Source organism: Pigmentiphaga sp. (assembly GCF_033795525.1).
Taxonomy (GTDB): domain Bacteria; phylum Pseudomonadota; class Gammaproteobacteria; order Burkholderiales; family Burkholderiaceae_B; genus Pigmentiphaga.
On sequence record NZ_JARYGM010000001.1, the window covers coordinates 315,819 to 341,601 of the forward strand.

Here is a 25,783-nt window from a genome sequence, read left to right on the forward strand (position 1 = left end):
CTAATATTCCAAGCCGACGTCGGCCGGCGCGCCGGTGAGCTTGCCCAATTGCTGGATCAGTACATCGGGCAGCCGCACCCGCCAGTCCTCGCTCAGTCTCACCACGCACTTGGCGTCGCCGCGGTTGTAGACGATCTCGACCGGCGTGCCCGGGAACCCGTTCTCCGGGTCGGCGCGGTAGGGGTTGAGCACCTCGCGCAACGATTCGGCGTGCGCATTCCCGTTCAGCTTGATGGACAACGCCCTGGCCTTGGCCTCGCGGGCCATCTGCAGGTCGTACAGTTCGTCCGCAACGATGCGCATGCCGCCGGAATAGTCGTCGTTGCTGACCTTGCCCAGGACGATGAGCAACTGGTCTTCGCGCAACCTGGCCCGATGCCGTTCATAGAGTTCGTTGAACACCGAGATCTCTACCTGAGAGGTCCCGTCGTCGAGCACGGCGAAGACCATCTTGCCCCGCCGGGTCATCTGGGTGCGCACCGCAGACAGGATGCCGGCCATCCATTGCAAATCCCGGCTGGGCTGCAGGTTGGACAGGGGATTGCGCACGAAGCGCCGGACCTCGTTGCGATAGGCGTCGAACAGGTGTCCGCTGAAATAGAAGCCAAGCGCGGTCTTTTCCTGTGCCAGGCGCTCGCGCTCGTCCCAGGGCTCGACATCGGCAAGTTCGCCCGCCAGGTCGGCATGGTCGTCACCGCCGAACAGCGAGGCCTGGCTGGCGGCGCGCGCCGCCTGGTCGGCGGCATCCATGGCGGTGCCCAGCGTCGCCAGCAGCGCCGCGCGGTTGGGCGTCATGGTATCGAACGCGCCCGCCTTGATCAGCGCCTCGATCGCGCGGCGGTTGACCACATGACGGTCGATACGGCGGCAGAAGTCGAACAGGTCGGCGAACGGTCCCTTTTCGGCGCGCGCGCGCAGGATTTCCTCGACCGCGTTCTGGCCGGTGCCCTTGACCGCGCCCAGGCCGTAGCGGATGGTCCGCGGCGGTTGGCCGCGGGCCGAGTATTCGTCCAGCACCGGCTCGAACCGATAGCCCGACAGGTTGATGTCGGGCGGCAGCACCTTGACCTTGTTGGCCACCGTGTCGGCCCAGAAGATCTGCACCTTGTCGGTGTCGTCCATGTCGGACGACATGGTGGCGGCCATGAACTCGGCCGGGTGATGGGCCTTGAGCCACGCGGTCTGGTAGGCGATCAGCGCGTAGGCCGCGGTGTGCGACTTGTTGAAGCCGTACTCCGCGAATTTCTCCATCAGGTTGAACAGCGTGACCGCGATGTCCGGGTCGTAGCCCTTCTTTTCGGCGCCCGACTGGAAGATCTCGCGGTGCTTGGCCATTTCCTCGGGCTTTTTCTTGCCCATGGCCCGGCGCAGCATGTCGGCCCCGCCCAGCGTGTAGCCGCCGATGATCTGCGAGATCAGCATCACCTGTTCCTGATAGACGATCACCCCGTAGGTGCTCTTCAGGACAGGTTCGAGATCCGGATGGAAATACTCGGCCTTGGCGCGGCCGTGCTTGCGGTTGACGAAGTCGTCCACCATGCCCGAACCCAGCGGGCCCGGGCGGTACAACGCCAGCACGGCGATGATGTCTTCGAAGTTGCTGGGCCGCAGCTTCTTGAGCAGTTCCTTCATGCCGCGCGATTCCAGCTGGAACACCGCGGTGGTGTTGCCGTCGCTCAGCAGCTTGTAGGAATCGGCGTCGTCCAGGGGCAGCGCCATGACGTCGAAGTCGCGCATGCCCTCGTTGAACTCGCGCACGTAGCGCACGGCCCAGTCGAGAATGGTCAGGTTGCGCAGGCCGAGGAAGTCGAACTTCACCAGGCCCACGGCTTCGACGTCGTCCTTGTCGAACTGCGAGACCGCGATGTGGCTCTGGCCCGGCTGGCAGTACAGCGGGCAGAAATCGGTCAGCTTGCCGGGCGCGATGAGCACGCCGCCGGCGTGCATGCCGATGTTGCGGGTCAGACCCTCCAGCGGCTTGGCCAGATCTATCAGCGCCCGCGCTTCCTCGTCGTTGTCGTAGCGCTCCTTGAAGGCCGGTTCTTCCTTGAGCGCACGATCCAGGTCCCACGGGTCGGCAGGCGAATGCGGAATGATCTTGGACAAGCCGTCGCAGAACAGGTAGGGCAGGTCCAGCACCCGGCCGGCGTCGCGGATCACGGCCTTGGCGCCCAGCGTACCGAAGGTGGCGATCTGGCTCACGGCGTCGCGGCCGTATTTCTGCTTGACGTATTCGATGACCTTGTCGCGGTTGTCCTGGCAGAAGTCGATATCGAAGTCGGGCATGGACACCCGTTCGGGATTCAGGAAGCGCTCGAACAGCAGGTCGTAGCGGATGGGGTCGATGTCGGTGATGCCCAGGCTGAACGCCACCAGCGAGCCGGCGCCCGAGCCCCGCCCCGGTCCCACGGGCACGCCGTTCTTCTTGCCCCAGTTGATGAAGTCCTGAACGATCAGGAAGTAGCCAGGAAAGCCCATGTCGATGATGGTCTGGCATTCCTTCTCGAGGCGCTGGGCGTAGGTTTCCCTATGCGCTTCGCGTTCCTTCTCGTCGGGAAAAAGCTGCTGCATGCGGCGCTCGAGCCCTTCGCGCGACAACTGCACCAGGTACTCGGCCAGCGTGACGCCTTCCGGCGTGGGGAAATTGGGCAGCTTGGGATTGCCCAGTTCGAGCGTCAGGTTGCAGCAGGTGGCAATGGCCACGGTATTGGCCAGCGCCGACGGCACGTCGGCGAAGCGCTCCGCCATTTCCTGCGACGACAACAGGTATTGTTCTTCCGTGTAAAGACGCTGGCGCCGCGGGTTGGCCAGGATCTCGCCTTCGGCGATACAGACACGGGCCTCGTGGGCGCGGAAATCCCCGCGCTCGAGGAACTGCACAGGGTGAGTGGCCACTACCGGCGCACCGCATTCGGCCGCCAGCCGCATCGCCGCCTGCACATAGGTTTCGTCGCCCTCGCGCCCGGCCCGCTGCAGCTCGATGAAATAGCCGCCGGGAAACACCTTCATCCAGTGCTGCGCAGACGCCAGCGCGGCCTCCTGGTTGCCGGCCTCCAGCGCCTGGCCGACGTCTCCCTGGCGACCGCCGGACAGCGCGATCAGGCCGGCGCCGTACGTTTCCAGCCATTCGGGCCGGATTTCCCCCCTGCCCCGGTATTGGTTGGTCAGGAAGGCCTGGGTCAGAAGCTCGCAAAGGTTCAAGTACCCGGTGCGGTCCCGCACCAGCAGCAGCATGCGGTACGGCTTGTCGCGATCGGCATCGTTGGAGACCCAGACGTCGCAGCCCGCAATGGCCTTGATGCCCTTGCCCCTCGCCGCCTTGTAGAACTTGATCAAGCCGAACAGGTTCGACAGGTCGGTCAGCGCGACGGCGGGCTGTTCCAGCTGCACCACGCGCTTGACCAAGTCGGGAATACGGACGATGCCGTCGGACACCGAAAACTCGGAGTGGACGCGCAGGTGGACGAAGGAGGGGGTGGATGGTTCGGACATGGCGGCATTTTAGCGTTGCCGGGAGGCAGATGGGGATGAGCTTGTGTCCAGTTCGCCCTGCGCGTGTTCGACGCACCGCCTGACGCGTCGCGCGGCTGACTGCACGCCGTTCGAACATCAAAAAAATCCGGGTTTGAAACGGATGTCACCTTCTTTTTCTTCCGTCGTTTCTTCCCAAGAATAGCGCTGCTCATTACCAAAACTCAGCCATCAGAGAAGTGCGATGCCCAAACTAAGAATCCGTGGAAATCACCTGAATTATTTCGACTCGGGAACCGGCCGACCCATTATTTTCTTTCATTCGACGCCGGCCACGGCCAAGTTCTACCAGCCTCAGATCGCGCATTACTCGAGCCGCTATCGGACACTGGCTTTCGACCTGAGAGGACACGGTGATTCGGACAAGCCCGCCGGAGCGTACCGGATAAACGAGTTCCTGGAAGACTACCTGGCGATCTTTGATGCGCTGGACTTGCAGGACTTCGTGCTGGTCGGCTGCTCGGTGGGGGGGATCGTGGCGCAGCTTTACGCACTCGAGCACGGCGAGCGGCTTCGAGGACTGGTCCTTATCGGGGCGCCCTGCTCGCGCCGTGGCCGCGACGTAGCTGGATTCCACGCCGCGGTCGCCCAGTCGGGCTGGCCGGCGGTCGTCGAGCGTCTGGTAGACAAACAACTGCACTCATCCACGCCACCTGATGTCAAGGCTTGGGCCATACAGGAATACCTGAAGACACCGCTCCATGTCCGGGCCGCGGAGGAGGAGGCATTGTTGGCCGATGTCCACCACACTGACAGATTGGGAGACATCCGCGTGCCCACGCTGTTGGTGGCCGGGGAAGAGGAGGAAACCGAGATCTACGAACAGATGGAGTACATGGCCACAGCTATTCCCGACGCACGCCACCACGTTATCCATAACGCGGCCCACATGCCCAATTTCGAGCAGCCCCGCGAGTTCAACCGCATCATGGATGACTTCCTGGCCGGCCTTGCGTACTGAACGCCCGCTCGTGCGTCCATCTTTTTCGATCCCCTCAGTCAGGAGAATCTCCATGCCACTGCTGCGCTACGTGACCGCGATAACCGCCCTGCTCGGCATCGCCGTGTCCGCCCACGCCGACACGTATCCATCCAAGCCCATCCGTCTAATCGTGCCTTTTCCACCGGGCGGCACGGTAGACGTCACGGCCCGGGCCATTGCGCCTACCCTGTCCGAGGTACTGGGGCAGACAGTGGTGATAGACAATCGTGGTGGCGCCGACGGCGCTATCGGCGCCCAAGCGGTGGCCAAATCCGCACCGGACGGCTATACCTTGCTGATGGGGTCCAACAGTTCGTTGACCGTTTCTGCCGCTTTGCGCAGCAGTCTGCCGTTCGATCCCCTGCGGGACTTTTCACCGGTCAGCTTGGTGGGCAGCACCCCGTTTGCACTTGTCGTCCACACGTCCGTACCCGTCCAATCGATCGCCGAGTTGATTTCTCTAGGCAAGTCCCAACCGGATAAGCTGACGATGGCGGCCGGCGGAGTCGGGCACTTGGTAGGCGAACTTTTTCAGTCCATGACGGGCGCGAAATTCTTGCACGTGCCATTCCAGGGCGTAGGTCCGGCCAGCGTTGCCCTGATGGGCGGCCAGGTAGACCTGATGTTCGAGCAGTTGGCGAGCGCAATCCCATCGACACAAAGCGGCAAGACGCGGGCCTTGGCGGTCACGTCGGCGCAGCGTGTGACGCAACTGCCCGGCATTCCCACCGCCATCGAATCCGGCGTGGACGGTTATGTAGTGGAGAGCATTACGGGCATACTTGCTCCGGCCGGTACGCCGCTTGACGTAGTGGCACGCCTGAATGCGGCGCTGAATAAGACCCTGCAATCACCGGCGATACGGGAACGTTTTGCTACTATTGCGTTGCGCCCGACGCCAAGCAGCCCGGAGGAATTCGCCGATTACCTGGCCCAAGATCTGGCGCGCTGGCAGAAGGTCGTGAAGGACGCGGGCATTCCACGCCAGTAGCGAATGCCTCTAGCTTGACGGGGCGGGATGCGTACGGAATATCTGGAAAGTCTCGTAACCGTGGTCGAATGCGGCTCGCTGGCCGAGGCAGCGCGCAAGCTGAATCTGAATCCCGCTACGCTGGCAGCCCGGCTGCACGCGCTGGAAGAAGAAATTGGCGCCCCGCTCGTGCAGCGGGCAGGGCGGACCATCCAGCCCACCCAGGCAGCGTTGAACATCCTAGAGCAATCGCGCGCCGTGCTCAGGCATATCCGGGACCTGGGCGTCATCGCCCAAGCCCGAACCGCCCTCGGGGAACTACGTCTGGGCGTATTCGTTTCGGCCCTGCCCAACTTCCTGCCTGGCGTCATGGAACGAGTCTACGCCGCACATCCAGCGCTCAAGGCATATATTCAGCCCGGCTCCTCGCTCGATCTGTGCCGGAGCGTCGAAGAAGGCCACCTCGATGCCGCTGTCATTGTCGAACCGCAATTCGCCATTGCCAAGTCCTGTCGCTGGGCCCGGCTGGTAGACGACCCCCTCATCGTGCTGGCCCCTGCGTCGCTACGGGACAGCCGGGCTCACGACGTGCTACGCGACCACCCTTTCATCCGCTATGACCGCACCACGCCTACCGGCCAATTGATCGACCGCTATCTCCGGGACCACGCCATCCGGCCAATCGAACGCCTGGAGGTGAACAGTGCCGCCGCTATCGCCGCCATGGTTGCCCGCGGGCTGGGAGTATCGCTGGTGCCGGCATGGACTTGCCCATGCAACCTGGGCCGGTCCCTGGCGCGCCTGCGGCTACCGGGAAAAGCCGTGACGCGTTCAATAGGCTTGATCTGGTCGACAACGGGAGTCCATGCGCAGCTGGCGGAACTGCTGCTGCGCGAAGCCCGGGTGGCCCTGCGCAGCCATCTTTGACGCCAGGTTAGCTCGGTAGCCGCTTGCTCCGGCTGCGGAAGGGGGGGCGTCCATACATGCGCAGCCGCCATACCTAGTATGAGCCGCGGGGCATGTGATGGGTCGACGTTCTTCGGTAGAGTCTGCCCATATCCGGCTTGATCCGCCGCTTCCGGCAAACACGATCCCAGGGCTCGCCATGCTTCCTGATACCGCCTCCGCTCCTTCCCCGCGCGACCTGCGTTCCTGGCTCGACCTCGTCGAGCGGCACGGCGGCCTGGCTCGCATCGGCGCCGAGGTCGACCCGGTCGAGGAGTTATCCGCCATTACGTTCCTGGGCAGCCGGCAGCCAGGGGCGCCCGCATTCCTGTTCGACAGGCTCAAGGGCAACGGCATGGGCGCGCGGGTGTTGTCTAACATGTTGGCGGCGTCGAAAGAGCGGTACGCGCTGGCGGTGGGGCTGGATCCGGCGCTGCCGGTGCGTGAGCTGGTCGCGCAGACCCGCAGGATAGGCAGCCGCCGCATTGCACCCTTGGACGTGCCGGCCGCGGTCGCGCCCGTGCGCGGGACGACACTGGCGGGCGAGGATATCGACCTCTCCCGCTTTCCGGCGCCGAAGTTCTGGCCGGCCGATGGCGGCCGGTATCTCGGCACGGGCAACGTAACCTTCATCCGCAATCCCGATACGGGCGTGGTCAATGGCGGGGTATATCGGCAGATGCTGCACGGCCCGCGCCGCCTGGGGCTCAACATGGTGCCAGGCCGGCACGGCGCACAGAATTGCGAAGCCTGGTGGAAGCGCGGCTTGCCGTGCCCGGTCGTAACCGCCTATGGCGTGGACCCCGCCATGTTCATTGCGGCCACGCAGGTTTATGCGCATGGGGAAAGCGAGATCGACGCAGCCGGCGGCCTGGCGGGCGAGCCCATGCTGGTGACGGCAGCCGATCTTTCCGATCTTCCTCTGCTGGCGCGTGCCGAGATGGTGATCGAGGGCTTCATCCACCAGGGCGACGTCGAGCGCGAAGGGCCGCTCGGCGAATTCCATGGCTATTACTCGGGCAAGTCGGATTTGCGCGCGGTGATCCAGGTCGAGCGTGTGCACTACCGCCAGAACCCTATCATTACAGCGGCGCTGATGGCGACCTGGCCGTCGTGCGAGATCGGCGAATACCACGCGATCATGCGTTCGGCCCGCGTCTGGGACAACCTGGACGCAATGGGCGTGCCGGGCATCGCCGGCGTGTATGTGTACCCGGCATCGGCGTCGGCGGCGGGGCTGATGGTGGTGTCGATGAAGCAGCTCTACGCGGGCCATGTGGCCCAGGTGCTGGCGCTGGCGGCTCAATGTCCGGCCGCGGCCTATGTGATCCGCTGGATCGTGGCGGTGGACGACGACGTCGATCCCACCAATATCGGCGAAGTGATGTGGGCGATGAGCGTGCATTCCAATCCGGCCGACGATATCGACATCCTGCGCAAGACATGGTCTTACCGCACCGACCCCAGCCTGGCACCCGACGCGCGCCCCTATGGCTCCAAGGCGCTGATCGACGCCTGCCTGCCGCACCGGTATCGCGCGACGCAGTCCAAGCGGGCTCGCCTGTCGCGCGCCACCTACGAGCGCGTGGCGGCGCGCTGGTCCGAACTGGGCCTGCCGGGCACCGTGCCTCCGGTTACCCATTTCCACGAAGACTGAAGGACCGACCCACTATGGCCCGACATCCCAACCTGATCGGCGGCGAATGGCGAACGGGCGAACCGTTCCTCAATATCAACCCTTCCGATCTCGACGACATCATCGGCGAGTATGCGCGCGCGACGGTCGAAGACTGCCGCGAAGCCATCGCCGCGGCGCGCAGCGCGGGCAAGGCCTGGGGGCTGGCGCCGCCGCAGACACGCGCGGACCTGCTGTACAAGGTGGCTGCCGGCATCGAGGCGGAGGCCGGCCAGCTGGCCGACCTGCTCGCACGCGAAGAAGGCAAGACGCTCCGCGAGGCCGCCGGCGAGGTACTGCGTGCGGTCCATCTGTTCCGCTTCTATGCGGGCGAGGCGCTGCGCGGGCCCGGCGAACGCTACGACAGTAGCCGGCCTGGGATAGAAATCCAGGTTACACGCGAACCGGTGGGCGTGGTCGGGCTGATCACGCCGTGGAATTTCCCGCTCGGCATCCCGGCATGGAAGATCGCGCCGGCCCTGGCGTGGGGCAATGCCGTCGTGCTCAAGCCGGCCGACCTCGTGCCCGGCTGCGCCTGGGAGCTGGCCCGCATCATCCACGAGGCGGGAGTACCGCCGGGAGTCTTCAACCTCGTCATGGGACGCGGTTCGGTCGTCGGTGCCGAGATCATCGACAATCCCGGCGTAGACGCGGTGAGCTTCACCGGCTCGGTGCAAACCGGTGCCAAAGTGTTGCAAGGCACCGCCCTGCGCGGCGCCAAAGTCCAGATGGAAATGGGCGGCAAGAACCCGCTGGTGGTGCTGGCCGACGCAGATATCGACCGGGCCGTCCAGGTGGCGCTCGATGGCGCGTATTACGGCACCGGGCAACGCTGCACGGCGTCCTCGCGCCTCATCGTCGAGGACGCCATCCACGACAAGTTCGTTGCCGGCCTCACCAAAGCTCTGGCGGCCCAGGTCGTGGACGATGCGCGCAAGCCCGGCACGACCATAGGCCCCGTGGTCGACCAGCGGCAATACGAGCAAGACCTGCGCTATCTGGACATCGGCCGCGGCGAGGCGCAACTTGCCTGGGGTGGCATGCCGCTCGAGCGCGCTACCAGGGGCTACTACCTGCAGCCGGCACTCTTCACCGAAGCGCGCAACGACATGACCATCGCGCGCGACGAGATCTTCGGGCCGGTGGCCGCGGTGATCCGGGTCCGGGACTATGAAGAAGCTTTGGCCATCGCCAACGACACGCCTTTCGGCCTGTCGGCGGGCATCTGCACCACCTCGCTCAAGTACGCGCAGCATTTCCGGCGCCATGCGCAGGCCGGCATGGTAATGGTGAATTGCCCGACCGCGGGCGTCGACTACACGGCGGCGTTCGGCGGCCGCAAGGCGTCGAGCTACGGATCCCGCGAGCAAGGCCGCTACGCCGTGGAGTTCTACACCACCGTCAAGACCGCCTATCAGGCCATTTGAGAGGGGCAGTCGCGCGCTTCGGCGCGAGGCAGGGAGGGCAGCCCGGCGACCATGCTGCGAAGCCAGCGGTTGCCCGAGTCGTTGTGCATGCCCACGTGCCAGAAAGCGCGCAGGTTGACCTGCGGCGTCTTGAACGGCAGCGGCAATTGCCTGCCGCCGCCGGCCTGCGCGATGACGCGGCGCGCGATCACGCGCGGCACGGTCACGAACATGTCGGTCTCGGCCATGATGGCGGGCAGGAGCAGGTAGCTCGGGACACGCAGCCTGATCCGCCTATGCAGGCCTTGGCGCGCCAGTTCCTTGTCGATGCTGATATCGGTCTTGTTGGCCGTGACCAGCACGTGGCTGGCCTGCAGATAGGTTTCGAGAGGCATAGTCTCGCCGCGGTAGGCCGACTTCGGGCCCAGCACGCAAACATGTTCGTCGACGAACAGGCCCAGCTGGTAGAAGCCGTTCTGCAGCTCTTGCAGGTGGCCGACGGCGAGATCCGCGTCGCCCGACTCAAGCGCGTCGCGGTAGAGCTCCCGCCCGATGTTGCAGACTTCCAGTTTGACGTTGGGCGCGGTTTCGTTGATGCGCGACAGTAGCGCCGGGATCACCAACAATTGGGCGAAATCCGACATCAATAGCTTGAACGTGCGGTGCGAGGTAGCCGGGTCGAAATCGTTGGCGTGGTCCATTCCCGTCCGCAGCAGTTCCAGCGCCTGCAGCACATTGGACGCCACCTGCTGGGCGTAGCGCGTCGGGTACATCTCGCCGCCGACCCGCGTAAACAAGGCGTCGCCGGTCTGCTTCCTGAGCCGGTTCAGGGCATGGCTCATGGAGGGCTGGGACATGCCTATGCGTTCGCCGGCCCGGGTGACGTTGCGTTCCAGGTAGAGAGCCTCGAACACTACCAGCAGGTTGAGATCGATATGGCTGATGAGCTGGTTCATGACGCCCGGGCACCATCGACTTACTTGCCGAAATCGATCGAGATATCGGCCTGCTTGGCGATATCGCCCCAGCGCTTCAGCTCTGCGTCGTTGAAGGCGGCGAACTCCTCGGCATTCATCGGCATCGGGTCCATGCCAGCCGCCTTGGCCTTGGCCATGTATTTCTGCTCCCTCATCCCCGCCGCCACCGCATCACCGATCTTCTTGACGATCTCGGGCGGCGTGCCGGCCGGCGCGTACAGGCCCAGCCAGCTCGTTACCACGAAATCCGGGAAACCGGCCTCTCCCATCGTGGGGACATCCGGCAGCTGATCCGTGCGCGCGGCGCCCGTTACCGCCAGCGCCTTCAGCTTGCCGGCCTTGATCATCGGGACAGCCGAGGTCATGTTGGCGAAACCGAAGTCCAGGTCGCCGTTGGCGATGCCGATCTGGGCTTCGGTGCCGCCTTTGTACGGCACGTGCTCGAACTTGATGCCGGTCCTCAGCGCGAACAGCTCGGTGGTGAGGTGGGCCGATGTGCCCACGCCGTTCGTGGAGGCGGTCACCACGCCCTTCTTGCGCGCGTAGGCCACCAGTTCCTGCGCGCTGTTGACAGGTGAATGCGATCCGACCACCAGGACATTCGCGAATCCGGAAATGCCCGCCACCGGCACGAAGGCCTTGGCGACATCGATAGGCAGGCCCTTCATCGTCACGGCGGGGATCACGTTTCCGCCCAGGCCGCCGCTGCTCAGCGTGTAGCCGTCGGGCTTGGCGCGGGCCACGTACTGCTTGCCGATCATGCCGGAGGCGCCGGGCTTGTTCTCCAACACCGTGGGCTGGCCAAGCTTCTCGGTGAGGATCTCGCCGGCGATGCGGCCGGAAGTGTCCGTTACGCCGCCCGCAGGATAGGCGCTGACCAACGTGATAAGCCGGTTGGGGTAGCTGGTCTGTGCATGGGCGGCGCCCAAACCGGCAGCGGTGGCAAGGCAGAATACGGCGTGCTTCGAAACCTTCTTCAAATCGGTCAGACTATGCATGGCATTTCCCCTGCAATGTGATTTAGCGCACGAACTGGTTGACGTAGTCTCCACCGAGGCCGACTTCTGCGTAGTAGCGCCGGCACATTTCTATCTTGCTGAATACATCCTCGTAGCCGATCTGGCGGCCCGCCTCATCGAGATAAATCATGGCGCCGCCGACGTTGAAGAAGGTGATCATTTCGTCGTCGGCGCCGCTGGCATCGACGGTGAGCGTGTGGATCTCCCCCGGGGGCTCGAAGACGAAGCGGCCCGCGCTGGCGATCCAGCCGTGTTCGAGATAGCGCCAGCTACCCTTGATGACGTAGCCATAGACGGGAGCGGGATGGATGTGGCGGCTCAGCACGCCGGACCGTCGCACGCGCAACAGGTTGCACCATCCGCCCGCGACACGGTTGAAGAACAGCGGGCGGAACCAGACGTTGGGCGCTTGCGGGACCCACACGCGTTCGTCTTCGGGAATGCCGTCGACCACCACTTCCGGTGTGATGCCGGGGTGCTGGGTGACGGGAACATGGAATTGCGTGCCGCTCATGGTTCCTCCGTCAGCGCCGCGCCGACGCCGCCGGCACGCAGGAAATCGAAATCGCAACCCTGCTCAGCCTGGGTGACGTGCTCCTGGTACAGCCACCCGTAGCCGCGCGATTCCTTCCGGGCAGGTCGCTGCCATTGCGCGCGGCGTCGCTCCAGCTCGGCCTCGTCGACCAGCAGGTCGATGGACTGCCGCGATACCGACAGGGCGATGCGGTCCCCGTTGCGCACGAAGGCGAGCGGGCCGCCCGCTTCGGCCTCGGGAGAAATGTGGAGAACGACCGTGCCATAGGCCGTGCCGCTCATGCGGGCGTCGGACAGGCGCACCATGTCGCGCACGCCTTGGCGCGCCAGCTTGGCCGGGATGGGGATATAGCCGGCTTCGGGCATGGCCGCCGCCTTGGGGCCCGCGTGCTTGAGCACGAGGACATCGTCGGCCTCGACGTCCAGGCAAGGGGAGTCGATGCGCGCAGCCATATCCTCCAGGCTCTCGAACACCACGGCGCGCCCGGTGTGTTCGAACAGGCGAGGGTCCGCGGCAGCACGCTTGATCAGTGCGCCGTTGGGAGCCAGCGACCCTTTCAAGGCCAACAGGCCGCCGTGCGCCAGCAGTGGCTCCTCGCGCCGGCGTACCACGCCGTGGTCGACCCAGCGCGCCGCCTGGGCTGCCATCCACTGGCCGATGGTCTCGCCGGTAACCGTGACGGCGTCCTGGTGCAGCAGGTCCCGCAGCTCATACATCACGGCCTGCACGCCGCCAGCGGCGTAGAAGTCTTCCATGTAGTGCGCGCCGGTGGGCTTGAGGTCGACCAGCACCGGCGTTTCGGCCGATAAGCGGTTGAGCCGTTCGCGGTCCACGTCTAGCCCGAGCCGGCCCGCGATGGCGGTCAGGTGGATGACTGCGTTGGTGGAACCGCTGATGGCCAGCAGCACCCTCAGGGCGTTCTCCACCGCGTCCTGCGTCACGATGCGATCGGGCGTGAGCCCTTGGTGCGCGAGCGCCACCGCGCGGGCTCCGCTGGCCTCGGCGGCACGCAACCGGTCGGCGTGCACGGCGGGTATGGCGGCGGCGCCGGGCAGCATCATGCCCAGCGCCTCCGCCAGGCAGGCCATGGTGCTGGCCGTGCCCATGACCGCGCAAGTGCCCGCGGTAGTCGCCAGATTACCCTCGATGGCTTCGATCTCGGCCTGGTCGATCTCGCCGCCGCGATAGCGGCCCCAATGCCGGCGGCAGTCCGTACAGGCGCCCAGGCGTTCGCCGTGATGACGGCCCGTCATCATCGGCCCGCCCACCAGCTGTATGGCCGGAACCCCGGCCGACAAGGCCCCCATCAACTGCGCGGGTACCGTCTTGTCGCAGCCGCCTACCAGGACCACCGCGTCCATGGGCTGGGCGCGGATCATCTCTTCCACGTCCATGGACATGAGGTTGCGGAACATCATGCTGGTGGGATGCAGGAAAGGCTCGCCCAACGAGATGGAGGGGAACTCCATGGGCAGGCCGCCCGCGGCCAGCACGCCCCGCTTGACCGCCTCGATCAGCTCGGGGAAATGGCGATGGCAGTTGTTGAAATCGCTGCGCGAACTGGCGATGCCGACCACCGGGCGCGTGAGCAGGCTCTTCGAGTAGCCCATCGATCGGGTGAACGACATGCGCAGGTACTCGGAGAAGGCCGTGTCGCCATAATGCGTCAGGCCCTTGCGCAGCCCCTTGGGCGCCGTGTGGTCGCTCATGGCGTCAGGCCTTGCGCGGCCATAGGCCGGCATTGACCAAGGCCCGCGGCCGTTCGCCGCGCAGGCCGAGGATCAGGTTCTCGACCGCGAGGTCCATCATGGCCCGGCGCGTTTCCACGGTGCCGCTGGCCACGTGGGGCTGCAGCACGACGTTGTCGAGCTGGCACAGGGGATGGTCGGCGCCTATCGGTTCTACCGTCATGACGTCCAGGCCGGCGCCGGCGATCTTGCGTTCGCGCAAAAACTCCACCAAAGCGTTTTCGTCCAGCACCTTTCCACGCGCGGTATTGATGAGGAAAGCCGAAGGCTTCATCCACCCCAGCTCGCGCGATCCCACGCATTGCGTCGTTTCGTCGCTGAGCGGAACATGTACGCTGACCACGTCCGACTGCCTGAACAGCGCTTCGCGTTCGACCCAGCGGGCCAGGCCGCTGCGTTCAGCGTCTTCGTCCTTCCTGCGGTTGTGGTAGATCACCTGCATATCGAACGCCTTGGCGCGTGCGGCGACCATGCGGCCGATGCGGCCCATTCCGAGCAGCCCCAGCGTCTTGCCCGCCAGGTCGGTGCTCAGGGGCAGCGCCCCCTGCATCCATTTCCCTGCCCGCACGAAGTTGTCCGCGCGCACCATGTCGCGCAGGGTGCAAAGCACCAGCCCCATCGTCAGGTCGGCCACTGCCTTGTCGAGCACCTCGGGCGTATTGCAGACGAGGACGTTGCGTTTCGTGGCGGCGGCGACGTCGATATTGTCAAAGCCCACGGCGTAGTTCGAGACGACCTCTACCCCGGGGTACCTTGCCAACAGGTCGTCATCCACCTTGAGGCGCAGCGTACCCAGCAGGCCGTGTACGCCGCCGCGCTCGGCGGCAGGCACCACGTCATCGATATTGCCGCCCACCGGCAGGTTGATCAGGTCGAACTCGCTCTCCAGCCGCTCGCGCAGATCTGGAGGTACGGTCAGGCTGACGACGATTTTCTTGCGTGATGCGGCCATGCTGCCTCGCTTGGTGAATGGAGGTTGGAAAGGGCTTCAATCCTGCCGCGACTCGAACTGGTCGTGCAGGCGTGTCTCGGTGTTGTCGATGTGGCGCCTTGCGGCGGCCACTGCGCGATCGGCATCCCGATCGCGGATGGCTTCGAAGATGGCCTGATGCTCGCGTTGCGCATCGAGCGGCCGGCCAACGATCTTCGCCGAGCGGCGCCGCGACACCTTCAAGCCGTTGTGCAGCAGCTCAGCCAGAAAGGTGAAGAACAACTGGTAATTCTGGTTGCCGGTGGCCAGAGCGATCGCGCCGTGAAAGCGCAGGTCGGCCTCCACGCCTTTCTCGATCTCGCCTCGCGCATTGGCGGCTTCCATGTCGGCCAGGGCCGCGCGCATGGCCTCTACGTCGTCTTCGGTCCGCCGCAACGCCGCCAGCCGCGCCGCCTCTACTTCGAAGCCGCGCCGCAGCTCCACGATCGCCAGCACTTGCGAGCGGTTCTCGGCGTCGGCTTCGTGCAAACGCAGCACTGCGCTCGGCGTGTTGGAAATCACGGTCAGCCCCCGCCCCGGACGGCTCGACACCAGCCCGTCGGCCTTGAGGCGGGACAGCGCTTCACGCAGGATGGTGCGAGAGACGCCGAGGCGTTCGGCGATCACCTGTTCGGACGGCAGCACTTCGCCGATGGCGTAGTTGCCGCTGGTGATTTCGTCGCGCAACCGCCTGGCGATGCGGTCAGAGAGAAGATCGGACGTATCGGCGGTATCCGCCTGTTTGAGCAGATTCAAAATACAAACCCCTGTTGCCTGAGGGTTTCGGCTACTTCGTGGTAGCCCGTGCCGGCGTACTTGGTCGCCATGGTGGCCGACCACGAAAGTGCGCCGGCACGGCTCAGTTCTGCGGAATAGGCAAGCGTCTGTGCGTCGAGCCAGTCGATGTCCGCTTCCAGGGTGGAACCGTCGTAGCGCTCCCGGTGCCACAGCGACGACAGCGGAAGCCGCGGCTTGTCCGGCTGGGCGAGCTCGGGTGCGTATCCCAGGCATACGCCGACCATGGGCATGACCAGGCGCGGCAAGCCCAGCAGCTTGATGACCTTTTGCGGCTCCCGCCGCACCCCGCCCACGGGGCAGACCGCCAGGCCCGCCGCCCGCGCGGCATTCATCATCGTCCCGGCCACGATGCCGGCATCCAGGACGCCGATCAATAACCCGTTCACGTTGCCCTGCACGCGTTGCTCGACGCCATGCCGCGCGCATGCGACGGCGGTCTTGTGGAAATCGACGCATAGCACGGCAAAGACCGGCGCCCGTTCGATCTGCGCCTGCTTCCCCGACAGGCGGGCCAGCTCGGCCTTGGCCGCCGGCTCGGTGACAGTGACCCACGACACGTTCTGGGCGTTGTTCCAGGTCGGAGCGCGCCGGGTAGCCTCGAACACGTCGGCCAGTAATGACTCGGCCACCGGCTGGGAGGTGAAATCCCGCCGGCTGCGGTGGCTCGTGAATATCTGCAGCAGCGTGTTCATAAAGTGGCCAAGCTTTGCGTGCCATCGATCAGTCATGTGTGTGTAGTATTTGTTTGTAGTACAAACTTGTATATCAGTATTACTACTCAATGACCGTCCAAGAACGATAAAAGCCATGCAACGAACTCAGTTGAAACACATCGCAGCCACCGGCTCGAGCTCGGCGAGCTGGTGTACACCCGTGCCAGCATCGTCAAGGAGCCTGGCTACCTTCCTCTGGACTTTCCCGCCTTCAACCGGGCCTATGCCGAAGCGTTCGTCACTACGCCGGGCCGTTAATCCGGCGCGGGTGGTGATGGAGATCTCCGGCCTCGTGAATCCGGGCTGGCTGCTCGAGATCGAAGCAGTCGCCGCACGCTGACCACGGCCTGCCCGGCCGGGCTCAAGCCTCCAGGCAAAGCTGGATGAGCTTGGGTCCGCCCTCGCGCATGGCGCGAGCGAATGCTCGGTCCATCTCATCGTTGGTGCCGACGCGCATGCCCTCCACGCCCAGGCTGCCGGCCAGGGCGGCCCAGTCCACGCCCGGGTCCGCCAAGTCAAGCAGCGAGGTGACGGCTGGATTCGTCAGGGCATGGCCCGTGCGGCGCATTTCGTCCTCAAGGATCTGATAGCGCTGGTTGGCCGCAATGCAGATGGTGACGTCGCTCTTGGTACGTGCGATGCTCCATAGCGCCTGCAGCGTATACATGGCACTGCCGTCCGACTGCAGGCCAACGACCTTGCGGTCGGGCGCGGCGATGGCGGCGCCCAATGCCGCCGGAATGCCCTGGCCGATGGCGCCGCCCGTCAGCACGATGGTGCTGTGCCTGTTGGCCAGGTGGGCCAGCCGATTGAACGGAAAGGCCAGCGTCTTGCCTTCGGCCGAAACGATGGCGCGTTCCGGTAAATGGGTGGCGACGATCAGCGCCGCCGTCTCCGGGGTGAGGCGGCCTTCCCGGGCGCGCCAGTCGGGCAGGCCCGCGCTGCTTGGCGGCATGGCCGGGGCTGGCCCCAGTGCTTCCACGAGTGCGCCCAGCGCCGCGACTGTGCCTTTGCTGCCGGCATGCAGCGTGATGAACTTTTCGCTATCACCCAGGAAACTGGGCACGCCTTCCGCACCGAAGAACGCAACGGGACGTGCGGCGCCCACCAGCACGACCAGATCGAAGCCATGCAGCCACTCATGCGCCTGGCGCGCGTCGGGATGCAGGCGCCCGACCGCGGGCAAACCGCGACCGTGTTCGCTGCGCGCCGGGAACGTCTCGCCCATGACGAAGACATTGGCCCGCCCGGCGAGCTTGCCCACGTGCAACAGCGATTCCTCGAACAAGGCATCGCCTCCCAGCAGCAGCAACACCCTGCGGCCCGCCCGGATGGCCCGGGCGGCAATGTCCAGGCCGGCGCCGTCAAGACGCGGGGAAGATGCGCCGCGCGGCGGGTGATAGGGCGCATGTGGAATGGACGCGGTCTGGATGTCCATCGGCATGGCGAGGGTATGGATGCCGCCCTCTTCGTCCACCACGCCATCGAGCGCTGCGGCCACCGAGCGCTGCAGCGCGTCGACCGAATCGGCGCGATAGTAGGCGCGCGACACCGGCGCCGCCAGCGACGCGATGTCCGAGGCCAACGGCGGGTCGGCATCGACGTGCCAGGTCATGTGGTCGCCGATGACGTTGAGGATACTCGAGCCGGCGCGCCGCGCATTGTGCAGATTGGCGATCGCATTGGCGAAACCCGGCCCCAGGTGCGTGAGCGTCATGGCCGGACGCTGGGCGATACGGTAATAGCCATCGGCGGCGCCGCTGCAGACCCCTTCGAACAGGCACAGCACGGGCCGCAGCCGGGGGACGTCCTCCATCGCCGCCACCATCGGCAGCTCAGTGGTGCCGGGATTGGCGAAGCAGGTATCTATGCCTGCGTCCGCCGCGCTTTCGAACAGCCACGACGCGCCGGTGCGCGTTGCCAGGATGTGTTCCATCGGGTCAGGTCCCTTGGGTGGCGGCCTCCAGCGAGGCGGAAAGTATCGCCAGGCCTTCCTGGAAGGTGGCGTTGTCGGTATTGAGTGGGTACAGGAAGCGGATGATGTTGCCATGCACGCCGCAAGTCAGCAGGATAAGGCCGCGCGCGCGGGCCTCGGCCTGGACCTTGCAGGCCAGGGCGCCGTCGGGCTCGCCCGACGCAGAGACGAATTCCACGCCAACCATCGAACCCAGGCCCTTGATCCGGCCGATGCATGCGTATTTTCTCCCGGCCTCGGCCAGGAACGCGCGGATCGTGGCAGACAGGTACTCCCCCTGCTCGATCACTCCCTCGCTGTCGAATATGTCGAGCACGGCATGAGCCGCCGCGATGGCCAGGGGGGCGCCGGCATAGGTGCTGCCCAGGCCGCCGGGTATCACCGCGTCCATGATCTCCGCGCGGCCGACCACCGCCGACAGCGGCGTGCCGCCGGCCAGGCTCTTCGCCATGGTGGTAATGTCGGCGTGGACGCCGAAGTGCTCCATGGCGAACAGCTTGCCGGTACGCCCCATCCCGCACTGGATCTCATCGGCGACCAGCACGATGCCTTCCCGGTCGCAGAGGGCTCGCAACGCCTGCATGAAGGTCGGTGGCGTGGCGTTGAACCCGCCTTCGCCCTGCACGGGTTCAATGACAATGGCGGCGACCTCGGCAGGATCGATTTCATACTTGAACAGGCGATCGAGCGATGCAAGGGCGGCCGCTACCGCCGGATCGCTATCGTCGTCCGGGAAGACCGCCTTGTAGATGTCGCCCACGAAGGGCCCGACACCGACCCGGTACGGCCGGACTTTGCCGGTCAGGGCCAGTCCGAGGTTGGTGCGCCCATGGAACGAGCCAGTGAAACTGATGACGGCGCGTCGGCGCGTATAAGCGCGAGCGATCTTGATCGCATTTTCGATCGCTTCCACCCCGGTGGAAAAGAACGCCGTCTTCTTTGCGTGGCTGCCGGGGGCGAGCCGGTTCAGGCGCTCGGCCAGCGTGATGTACGACTCATAGGGGACGACCTGCGCGCAGGTGTGCAGGAAGCGGTCGGCCTGAGCCTTGACCGCGGCGACCACGCGGGGATGATTGTGGCCGACGTTCAGTACGCCTATCCCACCTGCAAAGTCAATGTAGGTACGGCCTTCGTTGTCGGTAAGGCGGCTACCGCCAGCCGACGCTGCATAGATATCCGTTCCGAATGCAACGCCTGCAGGCACGGCCGCAGCGCGCCGGCGGGTCCAGTCGTTCGACATGATGTCCCTTCAGAAAAAAATGGTGAGCGCTTTGCCGAGCAGCACGGATTGATCCAGGAAGATGGAGCGCGTGCGCACCTTCCATCCAGCGGCAGTTTCGATCAGCGTATCGTCGCGCTTCCCCACGAACAGCGTCGTTTCGGTCTCGAGGCGGTTCTGGTAGACGAGGAAGCGCGACCGAGCCTGGACGCGGCGGCGGCCGTCGCCGCCATCGCGAACCTCGACGACGCGCACATTGGTAACCAGATGCGATACGCGGGAAACGGGCTCTTCGGCCCAGTGCATGCCGGTACGGAACTGCTCGACACGCTGGCGCAGCGTCTCGATTCCTTCGTCGAACCAGGCCGTGTCCTGTTGGGGCCGGGTGTATTCGTCGGCCAGCGCGCGGCTCTGCACGTTGCGGGCAATGGGCATCCAGTAGCGGATGCCCTCGTCCAGCGTGCCTAGCCAGGCTTCGTAGTCGCGTGCGTCCAGCATGTCGGACTGCCGGTAATAGAACTGCTCGATCGATTTCAACAGCAGCATGTCGGCCAGCTGCGTTTCTATGTCCGGTTGGATGGCCGTCGGCATATCACGCCCCTTGCTCGGCCCGCGAGGCCGCCATCAATTCGTCCCATGACAGGCCACGCACAAACTGGGCCCAGCGCTTGTAGTAGTTGCGGTTGTTCTCTTCGGTGAACTCGCCGGTGGAAACCGCTCCACGCAGGCCCGGGACAGGCTGCGCGTGGCCGATGCCCATCTGGTAGTTGAACGGCGTACGGCGGGCAACGCTGCCCTTGCACGACTGCGTGGCGTATGTCCAGTTCTCGGTATCGTCCGACTCCGTCATCCCGCCCGGACCGGAATAGCGAAGGTAGTAATGGCGGTGGGCGTCCTTGACGGCCTGCGGCGCATCCTTGTCCACCAGAAAGATGCGCCACATCTCGGTTTCAGTGGGGCTGATCGGGTGGAAAACGCCAATGGTGCGCGGCTGGCGGCCATGGATCGATGTGTTCGGGAAAATTCCCCCCACGCTGTGCAAGACCTTCATCTTTCCGCCCAGCAGCGCCTGGCGTTTTTCGTAGAGGCTGCGGTAATAGGCCTCCACCTCAGGATGATTGGAGAAAAGGGGGTTGTAAGGCCCCTCGTTCTCGTAAGGCGCCCGCCCCACGACGCCGTGGCCCGCATGCTTGAACGAAATCGACGTACGATCCGGGGTCGGGTCGCGGCGGCCCTTGCCCCCCGGCCCGATGCCGATCGAGTCCACCGAGCGGTGGCTGATGTCGTGATAGAGATCGCCGTTGAAATTCTCGGCGATGATCTTCCAATTGGTGCCTATGCGCCACTTCTGGACGCCGGCGATCATTTCCGAGCCGCCCGGGCTGCCATCGCGATGGTCCAGGGCATAATCCAGGTAGAGCTTCATGTCGCCCAGGTATTCGTCGAACTCCGGGGCGTCCGGGTCCCAGGTCGCCCAGATCGTGCCCTTGAAATTCACCAGCTTGGCCACGCGGCGCAGGCCCCAGGCGGAGGTATCCAGCTCGCCGTAGTAGTGCTTGTTCAGCCCGGGTACGCCTGTGAGCGCGCCGGGTATCGACGAGAGCTTGCCGTCGGTGGTGAACGTCCAGCCATGATAGGGGCAGGAGAAGGCGCGGGTATTGCCCTGGTCCTGGCGGCACAGCTTCATGCCGCGGTGCGTGCATGAATTGAGCAGCACCTGGATCTGGTTCTGGCGGTCGCGTGTGAGAATGACCGAATCGGTACCCATCCGGCTGACGAAATAATCGTCCGGGTTGGGAATCATGGATTCGTGACCGACGAACAGCCATGCCCGGGAAAACAGGTGTTGCTGTTCGAGCTCGAACAGCTCCTGGCTGACGAACAATTCCCGGCTGACCGTGCCAGCTTGGGCATCGACCAGCGTGTCGAGTGAAAGTGGCATCGATATTCCCCCGCGCAGCCACTGCTGCGCACAGGGGAACGTTAAGGAATGGCCGGCCGCGAGTCTATCGGACGCCGGGCATACCGGGTATGCGCCGCTTACATACTCGAGCGCCCGGGCACCGGGACCGTGTAGTTGAGAGCGAGCCTGCCGCCGTCCGCATACACGGTCTGCCCGGTCACATAGCTCGCATCGTCGCTGGCCAGGAACACCGCCACCCCCGCGACTTCGTCCGGACGGCCCAGGCGTGCCATGGGAATGCGCGACAAGACCGTATGGAGTGCCTCCGGATTATCGGTAATCGTGGCCATGATGTCGGTATCGATGCTCCCCGGCCCGAGCGCATTCACCCGCACTCCATGAGGCGCCATCGCAAGCGCCATGGCCTTGGTCATCTGCCGCACCGCCCCCTTGCTGGCGCCGTAGGCCAGCTGGTTGGACATGGCCAGCTCCGCCGTCATCGACGACAAGGTGATGATGCTGCCACCCCGGCCCTGGCGCACCATGGCCTTGGACGCGGCCTGCGCCACCAGAAAGGTGCCCCGCACGTTAACGTTCATCACGAAGTCGAGGTCTTCGAGCGTCAGGTCCAGGAACTCGGCAGCGCGAATCACGCCGGCATTGCAAACGCAAATGTCCACGCCGCCGAACTCGTGCTCGCACAACGCCACCATTTCGGCCACTTGGGCCGGATCGGTGACGTCCCCGCGCATGGCCTTGGCCGGCCCCGCCATCTGCGCCAGGGCCTCGTTCTCCACGTTCTGGGCGCGGTCCACCAGCACCACGCGGGCGCCTTCCTGGCTATACCGCTTCGCAATCGCCAGCCCGATGCCGCCGGCAGCGCCGGTCACCAGCGCCACCTTGTCTTTCAACCTCATCAATACTCCTCGAGAGTGGTACGTTCACACGCCCACGTACTGGGCAATCAGTTCGGGGCGCGCCGCCAGCTCGGGAGAGGAACCGCGCCACACCGTGACGCCCTTGTCCAGGATGAAGTTCCGGTCCGACAGCCGCAGCAAGGCCTTGGTGTTCTTGTCGACCACGATCATGGTCAGGCCGTCCTTCTTGAGCTGCGCCAGCACGCTCCAGATCTCGGCCCGCACGATGGGAGCGAGGCCTTCGGTGGCCTCGTCCAGCACCAGCAGGCGCGGGTTGGTCATCAAGGCCCGCCCGATGGCCAGCATCTGTTGCTCGCCGCCGGACAGCTGGGTGCCGAGGTTGGCGCGGCGCTCTTTCAGCCGGGGAAACAAGGCGTAGATCTTGTCCAGCGTCCAGGGAGACGCTCCCGCGCGCTTGGCCGTGGCGACCAGGTTTTCTTCCACCGTCAGCGTCGGGAAGACCTGCCGGCCCTCGGGCACCAACGACAGCCCCAGGCGCCCGACGCGATACGGAGCCAGGCCGTTCAGGACCTGTCCTTCGAAAGTAATCTGGCCCGCCACCGGCTTGAGCAGGCCGAACAGGCAGTTGATGACCGTCGTACGGCCCATGCCGTTGCGGCCGATCAGCCCCACCACTTCGCCCCGCTTGACCTCCAGGTCGATGTCGAACAGCGCCTGGCAGGAGCCGTACTTGGCAGCCAGTCCTTGTATGGAAAGCATCGTGAACTCCTCTGCCTCAGGCGTCGGCATCGTCGCCCAGGTAGGCGCGACGGACTTCGGGATGATTGCGGATTTCCTCGATCGACCCGGTGGCGACGATCTTGCCGTACACCAGCACGCTGATGCGGTCGGCCAATGAAAAAACGGCGTTCATGTCGTGTTCGATGAGCAGGATGGTGTAGCGACCCTTGAGGGAACGCAGCAGCTCGATCGCCGCCGCGCCCTCGGCGGCACTCATGCCCGCCATGGGCTCGTCCAACAGCAGTATGCGGGGATCGGCCGCCAGCGCCATCGCGACTTCCAGCTGGCGCCGCTGGCCGTAAGCCAGATTGGCCGCCACGGTGTCGGCCACGCCAGACAGGTGGCATTGATCGACGATCGCCCGGGCCTGCTCCATGACCCCGCTGTAGGCCGACATGGGCTTCCAGACCGCCCACCGCACGCCTTGCTTGCGCAGCGCGGCGATGCAGACGTTCTCGATCACCGTGAAGGCATCGAAAATGGAGGTGATCTGGTAGGAACGCAACAGCCCCCTCGCCACCCGTTGCTGTACCGGGGTGCCGCTCACCTCTTCGCCGCCCACCAGGATGCTGCCTTCGTCTGAACGCAACTCGCCGGTGAGCAGGTTGACCAGCGTGGTCTTGCCCGCGCCGTTGGGGCCGATGATGGCATGCAGTTCGCCGGGCTCGATATCGAGCGTGACGCCATCGGTAGCCCGCAAGCCGCCGAAGCGCTTGACCAGGTCGCGGGTACTCAGTCCGATCGGATTCATCGCGTTTCTCCGGCAGGAACGGTGGCGACCTTGGCGGCCGGCTCGGCAGGGACGGGCGGCTCGGGCGCCTTGTCCGAGGCAGGACGCAGGCGTGCCAGCCACGCAAAATTGTCGCGGCAGGCCAAGGCGATGAGGACGATGACCGGCCCCATGATGAGCATCCAGTGCTGGGTCAGCCCCTTGAAGAACTCTTCCATGACCAGGAAGGCGATGGCGCCGATGATGGGACCGGTGATGGTTCCGAGCCCGCCGATGACGAGCATCACGATCAGCTCGCCCGAGACCGGCCAGGACATATAGCTGGGAGAGGCGAATGCGGTCAGGTTCGCAAGCAGCAGGCCGGCGATCCCGGTCAATACGCCCGACATCACATAGGCCGCCAGTTGCACCCGGAACACCGAATAGCCGAATGCGTTGACGCGACGCGGATTGATGTGGGTAGCCTGCAGGACCATGCCGAACGGCGATTTCTTGAGGCGCGCCAGGAACAACGTCGCAACCAGCAGTACGGCCCACGCCGCCCAGTAGACTTCGGTGCTGCCGGTCAGCTCGAATAGGCGGAAATTGCTGGGCTCGATGATGTTCAGGCCGTCGTCGCCGCCGAAGGTGGTCATGCTGACCATCAGGAAGTAGAACATCTGCGCGAAGGCCAGCGTGATCATGATGAAGCCTATGCCCGACGTACGCAGGCAGACGCTGCCCACGACCAATGCAACCAGGGCGCAGACGGCAACGGCCACGAGCAGCTGGAGCCAGCCGTCGCTGATTCCGTAGAAGCTCAATATGCCGACGGCATAGCAGCCCAGGCCGATGAACATGGCATGGCCGAAGCTGACCAGCCCTGCGAATCCCAGGACGATGTTCAGCGCGCACGCAGCCAGTGCATAGACCAGCACCCGGGCAAAGAAGGTCACGTAGAACGGTTCGCCCAGGGCCTGCGCGACGAAGGGCACGGCGGCCAGGATGATGAACAGGACCGGGATCACCCAGCTCCCGAATTTGACGCGATTCATGGTCGTATTCCTTGCAGGAATGTCAGCGCTTGGCCGGCGCGAGGATGCCGTTGGGGCGGAATGCGAGCACCAGGGCCATCAGCACGTAGATCAGCATGGAGGCCAGCGCGGGCCCGACCGCATTGGCCGAGGCCGGCTGCATGAAGGAGCCCAGCAGTTGCGGGATGTAGGCCCGCCCCAGCGTATCGATGACGGCGATGATCATCGCGGCCACGAGCGCGCCGCGGATGGAGCCGATTCCCCCGACCACGATCACGACCAGTGCCAGGATAAGCACGGGTTCCCCCATGCCGGACTGCACGGAAAGAATGGGGCCGGCCAGCGCGCCGGCCAGTCCGGCCAGCCCGGCGCCCAGCATGAACAGCAGCTTCTTGAGCAGGTCGATGTTCACGCCCAGCACGCTGACCATCGATGAATTGCTGGCGCCGGCGCGGATGAGCATGCCGAAGCGTGTTTTCTGGATCAAGTACCAAGCCCCGAGCGCCACCAGCACGCCGACGGCGATGATGAGGATGCGGTAGACCGGGTACTGCGAACCGAATAGCGTCACGGCCCCTTCCAGGCTGGAAGGAATGGCGGCGTAATAGGGACGGTTGCCGAAGATGACGATGGCAAGCTCGTTGAAAAACATCATCAGGCCGGACGTGGCGAGCACCTGGTAGAGGTGGTCATAGCGGTACAAAGGCCGCGCCACCAGGTGTTCGAGCAACAGGCCCACCAGTCCGGCGGAAATGATCGCAGCCGCAATCGCGAAGATGAACGATCCGCTGGCATTGAAGGCGGCGGCGCCGATGAAGGCCCCCACCATGTATAGCGACCCGTGCGCCAGGTTGATGAAATTCATGATGCCGAAGATCAGGGTCAACCCTGAAGACAGCAGGAACAGCAGTACGCCCAGCTGCACGCCGTTGAGCAACTGCGACAAAAACAGGGAACTATTCATGGGAGGCCTCCCCCCTACGCGCTGCGCGCGCCCCGGCGGGGGCGGCGCCGGC

At 65.0% G+C, this 25,783-nt stretch carries 22 protein-coding genes; 5 read left to right on the forward strand and 17 right to left on the reverse strand.

Annotation, left to right across the window (positions count from 1 at the left end):
* Positions 1-3,492, reverse strand: coding sequence for a DNA polymerase III subunit alpha (gene dnaE / locus QHC78_RS01540; RefSeq protein ID WP_319742112.1), 3,492 nt, complete (start codon positions 3,490-3,492; stop codon positions 1-3).
* A 223-nt stretch (positions 3,493-3,715) separates the two neighbouring features.
* Between dnaE and QHC78_RS01545 the strand changes: the two genes are divergently transcribed.
* From QHC78_RS01545 to QHC78_RS01565, 5 genes are all read left to right on the forward strand, one after another.
* Positions 3,716-4,492 carry an alpha/beta fold hydrolase gene (locus QHC78_RS01545; protein ID WP_319742113.1) on the forward strand — a complete coding sequence of 259 codons (777 nt, stop codon included), beginning with the start codon at positions 3,716-3,718 and terminating at the stop codon, positions 4,490-4,492.
* 52 nt (positions 4,493-4,544) lie between these two features.
* Positions 4,545-5,504 carry a Bug family tripartite tricarboxylate transporter substrate binding protein gene (locus QHC78_RS01550; protein ID WP_319742114.1) on the forward strand — a complete coding sequence of 320 codons (960 nt, stop codon included), beginning with the start codon at positions 4,545-4,547 and terminating at the stop codon, positions 5,502-5,504.
* 27 nt (positions 5,505-5,531) lie between these two features.
* A complete protein-coding gene (locus QHC78_RS01555; protein WP_319742115.1) occupies positions 5,532-6,410 on the forward strand; it encodes a LysR substrate-binding domain-containing protein in 879 nt (292 codons plus the stop codon).
* 178 nt (positions 6,411-6,588) lie between these two features.
* Positions 6,589-8,085 (forward strand): UbiD family decarboxylase, encoded by a 1,497-nt coding sequence (locus QHC78_RS01560; protein ID WP_319742116.1) that lies wholly within the window; start codon positions 6,589-6,591, stop codon positions 8,083-8,085.
* 14 nt (positions 8,086-8,099) lie between these two features.
* The gene (locus QHC78_RS01565; protein WP_319742117.1) at positions 8,100-9,530 is read left to right on the forward strand and encodes an aldehyde dehydrogenase family protein; all 1,431 of its coding nucleotides are present in this window, start codon (positions 8,100-8,102) and stop codon (positions 9,528-9,530) included.
* Here QHC78_RS01565 and QHC78_RS01570 read toward each other — a convergent pair.
* From QHC78_RS01570 to QHC78_RS01645, 16 genes are all read right to left on the reverse strand, one after another.
* A complete protein-coding gene (locus QHC78_RS01570; RefSeq protein ID WP_319742119.1) occupies positions 9,518-10,465 on the reverse strand; it encodes a LysR family transcriptional regulator in 948 nt (315 codons plus the stop codon). The two genes, QHC78_RS01565 and QHC78_RS01570, sit on opposite strands and share 13 nt — an antisense overlap.
* A 20-nt stretch (positions 10,466-10,485) precedes the next feature.
* On the reverse strand, positions 10,486-11,484 hold the full coding sequence (locus QHC78_RS01575; RefSeq protein WP_319742120.1) for a tripartite tricarboxylate transporter substrate binding protein: 999 nt from the start codon (positions 11,482-11,484) through the stop codon (positions 10,486-10,488).
* A 22-nt stretch (positions 11,485-11,506) separates the two neighbouring features.
* Positions 11,507-12,019: a 2,4'-dihydroxyacetophenone dioxygenase family protein gene (locus QHC78_RS01580; RefSeq protein WP_319742121.1), complete on the reverse strand. Its 513-nt coding sequence runs from the start codon at positions 12,017-12,019 to the stop codon at positions 11,507-11,509.
* Positions 12,016-13,749, reverse strand: coding sequence for an IlvD/Edd family dehydratase (locus QHC78_RS01585; protein ID WP_319742122.1), 1,734 nt, complete (start codon positions 13,747-13,749; stop codon positions 12,016-12,018). Before QHC78_RS01585 ends, QHC78_RS01580 begins: the two co-directional genes overlap by 4 nt.
* Positions 13,750-13,753: 4 nt before the next feature.
* A complete protein-coding gene (locus tag QHC78_RS01590; protein WP_319742123.1) occupies positions 13,754-14,740 on the reverse strand; it encodes a 2-hydroxyacid dehydrogenase in 987 nt (328 codons plus the stop codon).
* A 36-nt stretch (positions 14,741-14,776) separates the two neighbouring features.
* Entirely contained in the window at positions 14,777-15,514 is a 738-nt protein-coding gene (locus QHC78_RS01595; RefSeq protein ID WP_319742124.1) for a FadR/GntR family transcriptional regulator, read from the reverse strand.
* On the reverse strand, positions 15,511-16,248 hold the full coding sequence (locus tag QHC78_RS01600) for a nitroreductase family protein (protein WP_319742125.1): 738 nt from the start codon (positions 16,246-16,248) through the stop codon (positions 15,511-15,513). The genes QHC78_RS01595 and QHC78_RS01600 overlap by 4 nt, the downstream gene beginning before the upstream one ends.
* Before the next feature lie 382 nt (positions 16,249-16,630).
* Positions 16,631-18,205: an acetolactate synthase large subunit gene (locus tag QHC78_RS01605; protein WP_319742126.1), complete on the reverse strand. Its 1,575-nt coding sequence runs from the start codon at positions 18,203-18,205 to the stop codon at positions 16,631-16,633.
* 4 nt (positions 18,206-18,209) lie between these two features.
* The gene (gene gabT / locus QHC78_RS01610; protein WP_319742127.1) at positions 18,210-19,484 is read right to left on the reverse strand and encodes a 4-aminobutyrate--2-oxoglutarate transaminase; all 1,275 of its coding nucleotides are present in this window, start codon (positions 19,482-19,484) and stop codon (positions 18,210-18,212) included.
* Between the two features lie 9 nt (positions 19,485-19,493).
* A complete protein-coding gene (locus QHC78_RS01615; RefSeq protein ID WP_319742128.1) occupies positions 19,494-20,054 on the reverse strand; it encodes a 3-phenylpropionate/cinnamic acid dioxygenase subunit beta in 561 nt (186 codons plus the stop codon).
* 1 nt (position 20,055) lies between these two features.
* Positions 20,056-21,405 carry an aromatic ring-hydroxylating oxygenase subunit alpha gene (locus QHC78_RS01620; protein ID WP_319742129.1) on the reverse strand — a complete coding sequence of 450 codons (1,350 nt, stop codon included), beginning with the start codon at positions 21,403-21,405 and terminating at the stop codon, positions 20,056-20,058.
* A gap of 98 nt (positions 21,406-21,503) precedes the next feature.
* Entirely contained in the window at positions 21,504-22,283 is a 780-nt protein-coding gene (locus tag QHC78_RS01625; protein ID WP_319742130.1) for an SDR family NAD(P)-dependent oxidoreductase, read from the reverse strand.
* Between the two features lie 24 nt (positions 22,284-22,307).
* Complete coding sequence (locus QHC78_RS01630) at positions 22,308-23,003, reverse strand: ABC transporter ATP-binding protein (RefSeq protein ID WP_319742131.1); 696 nt, start codon at positions 23,001-23,003, stop codon at positions 22,308-22,310.
* Between the two features lie 16 nt (positions 23,004-23,019).
* The gene (locus tag QHC78_RS01635; RefSeq protein WP_319742132.1) at positions 23,020-23,775 is read right to left on the reverse strand and encodes an ABC transporter ATP-binding protein; all 756 of its coding nucleotides are present in this window, start codon (positions 23,773-23,775) and stop codon (positions 23,020-23,022) included.
* The gene (locus tag QHC78_RS01640; protein ID WP_319742133.1) at positions 23,772-24,788 is read right to left on the reverse strand and encodes a branched-chain amino acid ABC transporter permease; all 1,017 of its coding nucleotides are present in this window, start codon (positions 24,786-24,788) and stop codon (positions 23,772-23,774) included. Before QHC78_RS01640 ends, QHC78_RS01635 begins: the two co-directional genes overlap by 4 nt.
* 22 nt (positions 24,789-24,810) lie before the next feature.
* Positions 24,811-25,731 carry a branched-chain amino acid ABC transporter permease gene (locus QHC78_RS01645; protein WP_319742134.1) on the reverse strand — a complete coding sequence of 307 codons (921 nt, stop codon included), beginning with the start codon at positions 25,729-25,731 and terminating at the stop codon, positions 24,811-24,813.
* Positions 25,732-25,783: the final 52 nt, after the last annotated feature.

Coding starts and splice junctions, on each gene's coding strand:
- dnaE (WP_319742112.1), bottom strand. CDS start 3,492: ATGTCCGAACCATCCACCCCCTCCTTCGTCCACCTGCGCGTCCACTCC.
- QHC78_RS01545 (WP_319742113.1), top strand. CDS start 3,716: ATGCCCAAACTAAGAATCCGTGGAAATCACCTGAATTATTTCGACTCG.
- QHC78_RS01550 (WP_319742114.1), top strand. CDS start 4,545: ATGCCACTGCTGCGCTACGTGACCGCGATAACCGCCCTGCTCGGCATC.
- QHC78_RS01555 (WP_319742115.1), top strand. CDS start 5,532: ATGCGTACGGAATATCTGGAAAGTCTCGTAACCGTGGTCGAATGCGGC.
- QHC78_RS01560 (WP_319742116.1), top strand. CDS start 6,589: ATGCTTCCTGATACCGCCTCCGCTCCTTCCCCGCGCGACCTGCGTTCC.
- QHC78_RS01565 (WP_319742117.1), top strand. CDS start 8,100: ATGGCCCGACATCCCAACCTGATCGGCGGCGAATGGCGAACGGGCGAA.
- QHC78_RS01570 (WP_319742119.1), bottom strand. CDS start 10,465: ATGAACCAGCTCATCAGCCATATCGATCTCAACCTGCTGGTAGTGTTC.
- QHC78_RS01575 (WP_319742120.1), bottom strand. CDS start 11,484: ATGCATAGTCTGACCGATTTGAAGAAGGTTTCGAAGCACGCCGTATTC.
- QHC78_RS01580 (WP_319742121.1), bottom strand. CDS start 12,019: ATGAGCGGCACGCAATTCCATGTTCCCGTCACCCAGCACCCCGGCATC.
- QHC78_RS01585 (WP_319742122.1), bottom strand. CDS start 13,749: ATGAGCGACCACACGGCGCCCAAGGGGCTGCGCAAGGGCCTGACGCAT.
- QHC78_RS01590 (WP_319742123.1), bottom strand. CDS start 14,740: ATGGCCGCATCACGCAAGAAAATCGTCGTCAGCCTGACCGTACCTCCA.
- QHC78_RS01600 (WP_319742125.1), bottom strand. CDS start 16,248: ATGAACACGCTGCTGCAGATATTCACGAGCCACCGCAGCCGGCGGGAT.
- QHC78_RS01605 (WP_319742126.1), bottom strand. CDS start 18,205: ATGGAACACATCCTGGCAACGCGCACCGGCGCGTCGTGGCTGTTCGAA.
- gabT (WP_319742127.1), bottom strand. CDS start 19,484: ATGTCGAACGACTGGACCCGCCGGCGCGCTGCGGCCGTGCCTGCAGGC.
- QHC78_RS01615 (WP_319742128.1), bottom strand. CDS start 20,054: ATGCCGACGGCCATCCAACCGGACATAGAAACGCAGCTGGCCGACATG.
- QHC78_RS01620 (WP_319742129.1), bottom strand. CDS start 21,405: ATGCCACTTTCACTCGACACGCTGGTCGATGCCCAAGCTGGCACGGTC.
- QHC78_RS01625 (WP_319742130.1), bottom strand. CDS start 22,283: ATGAGGTTGAAAGACAAGGTGGCGCTGGTGACCGGCGCTGCCGGCGGC.
- QHC78_RS01630 (WP_319742131.1), bottom strand. CDS start 23,003: ATGCTTTCCATACAAGGACTGGCTGCCAAGTACGGCTCCTGCCAGGCG.
- QHC78_RS01635 (WP_319742132.1), bottom strand. CDS start 23,775: ATGAATCCGATCGGACTGAGTACCCGCGACCTGGTCAAGCGCTTCGGC.
- QHC78_RS01640 (WP_319742133.1), bottom strand. CDS start 24,788: ATGAATCGCGTCAAATTCGGGAGCTGGGTGATCCCGGTCCTGTTCATC.
- QHC78_RS01645 (WP_319742134.1), bottom strand. CDS start 25,731: ATGAATAGTTCCCTGTTTTTGTCGCAGTTGCTCAACGGCGTGCAGCTG.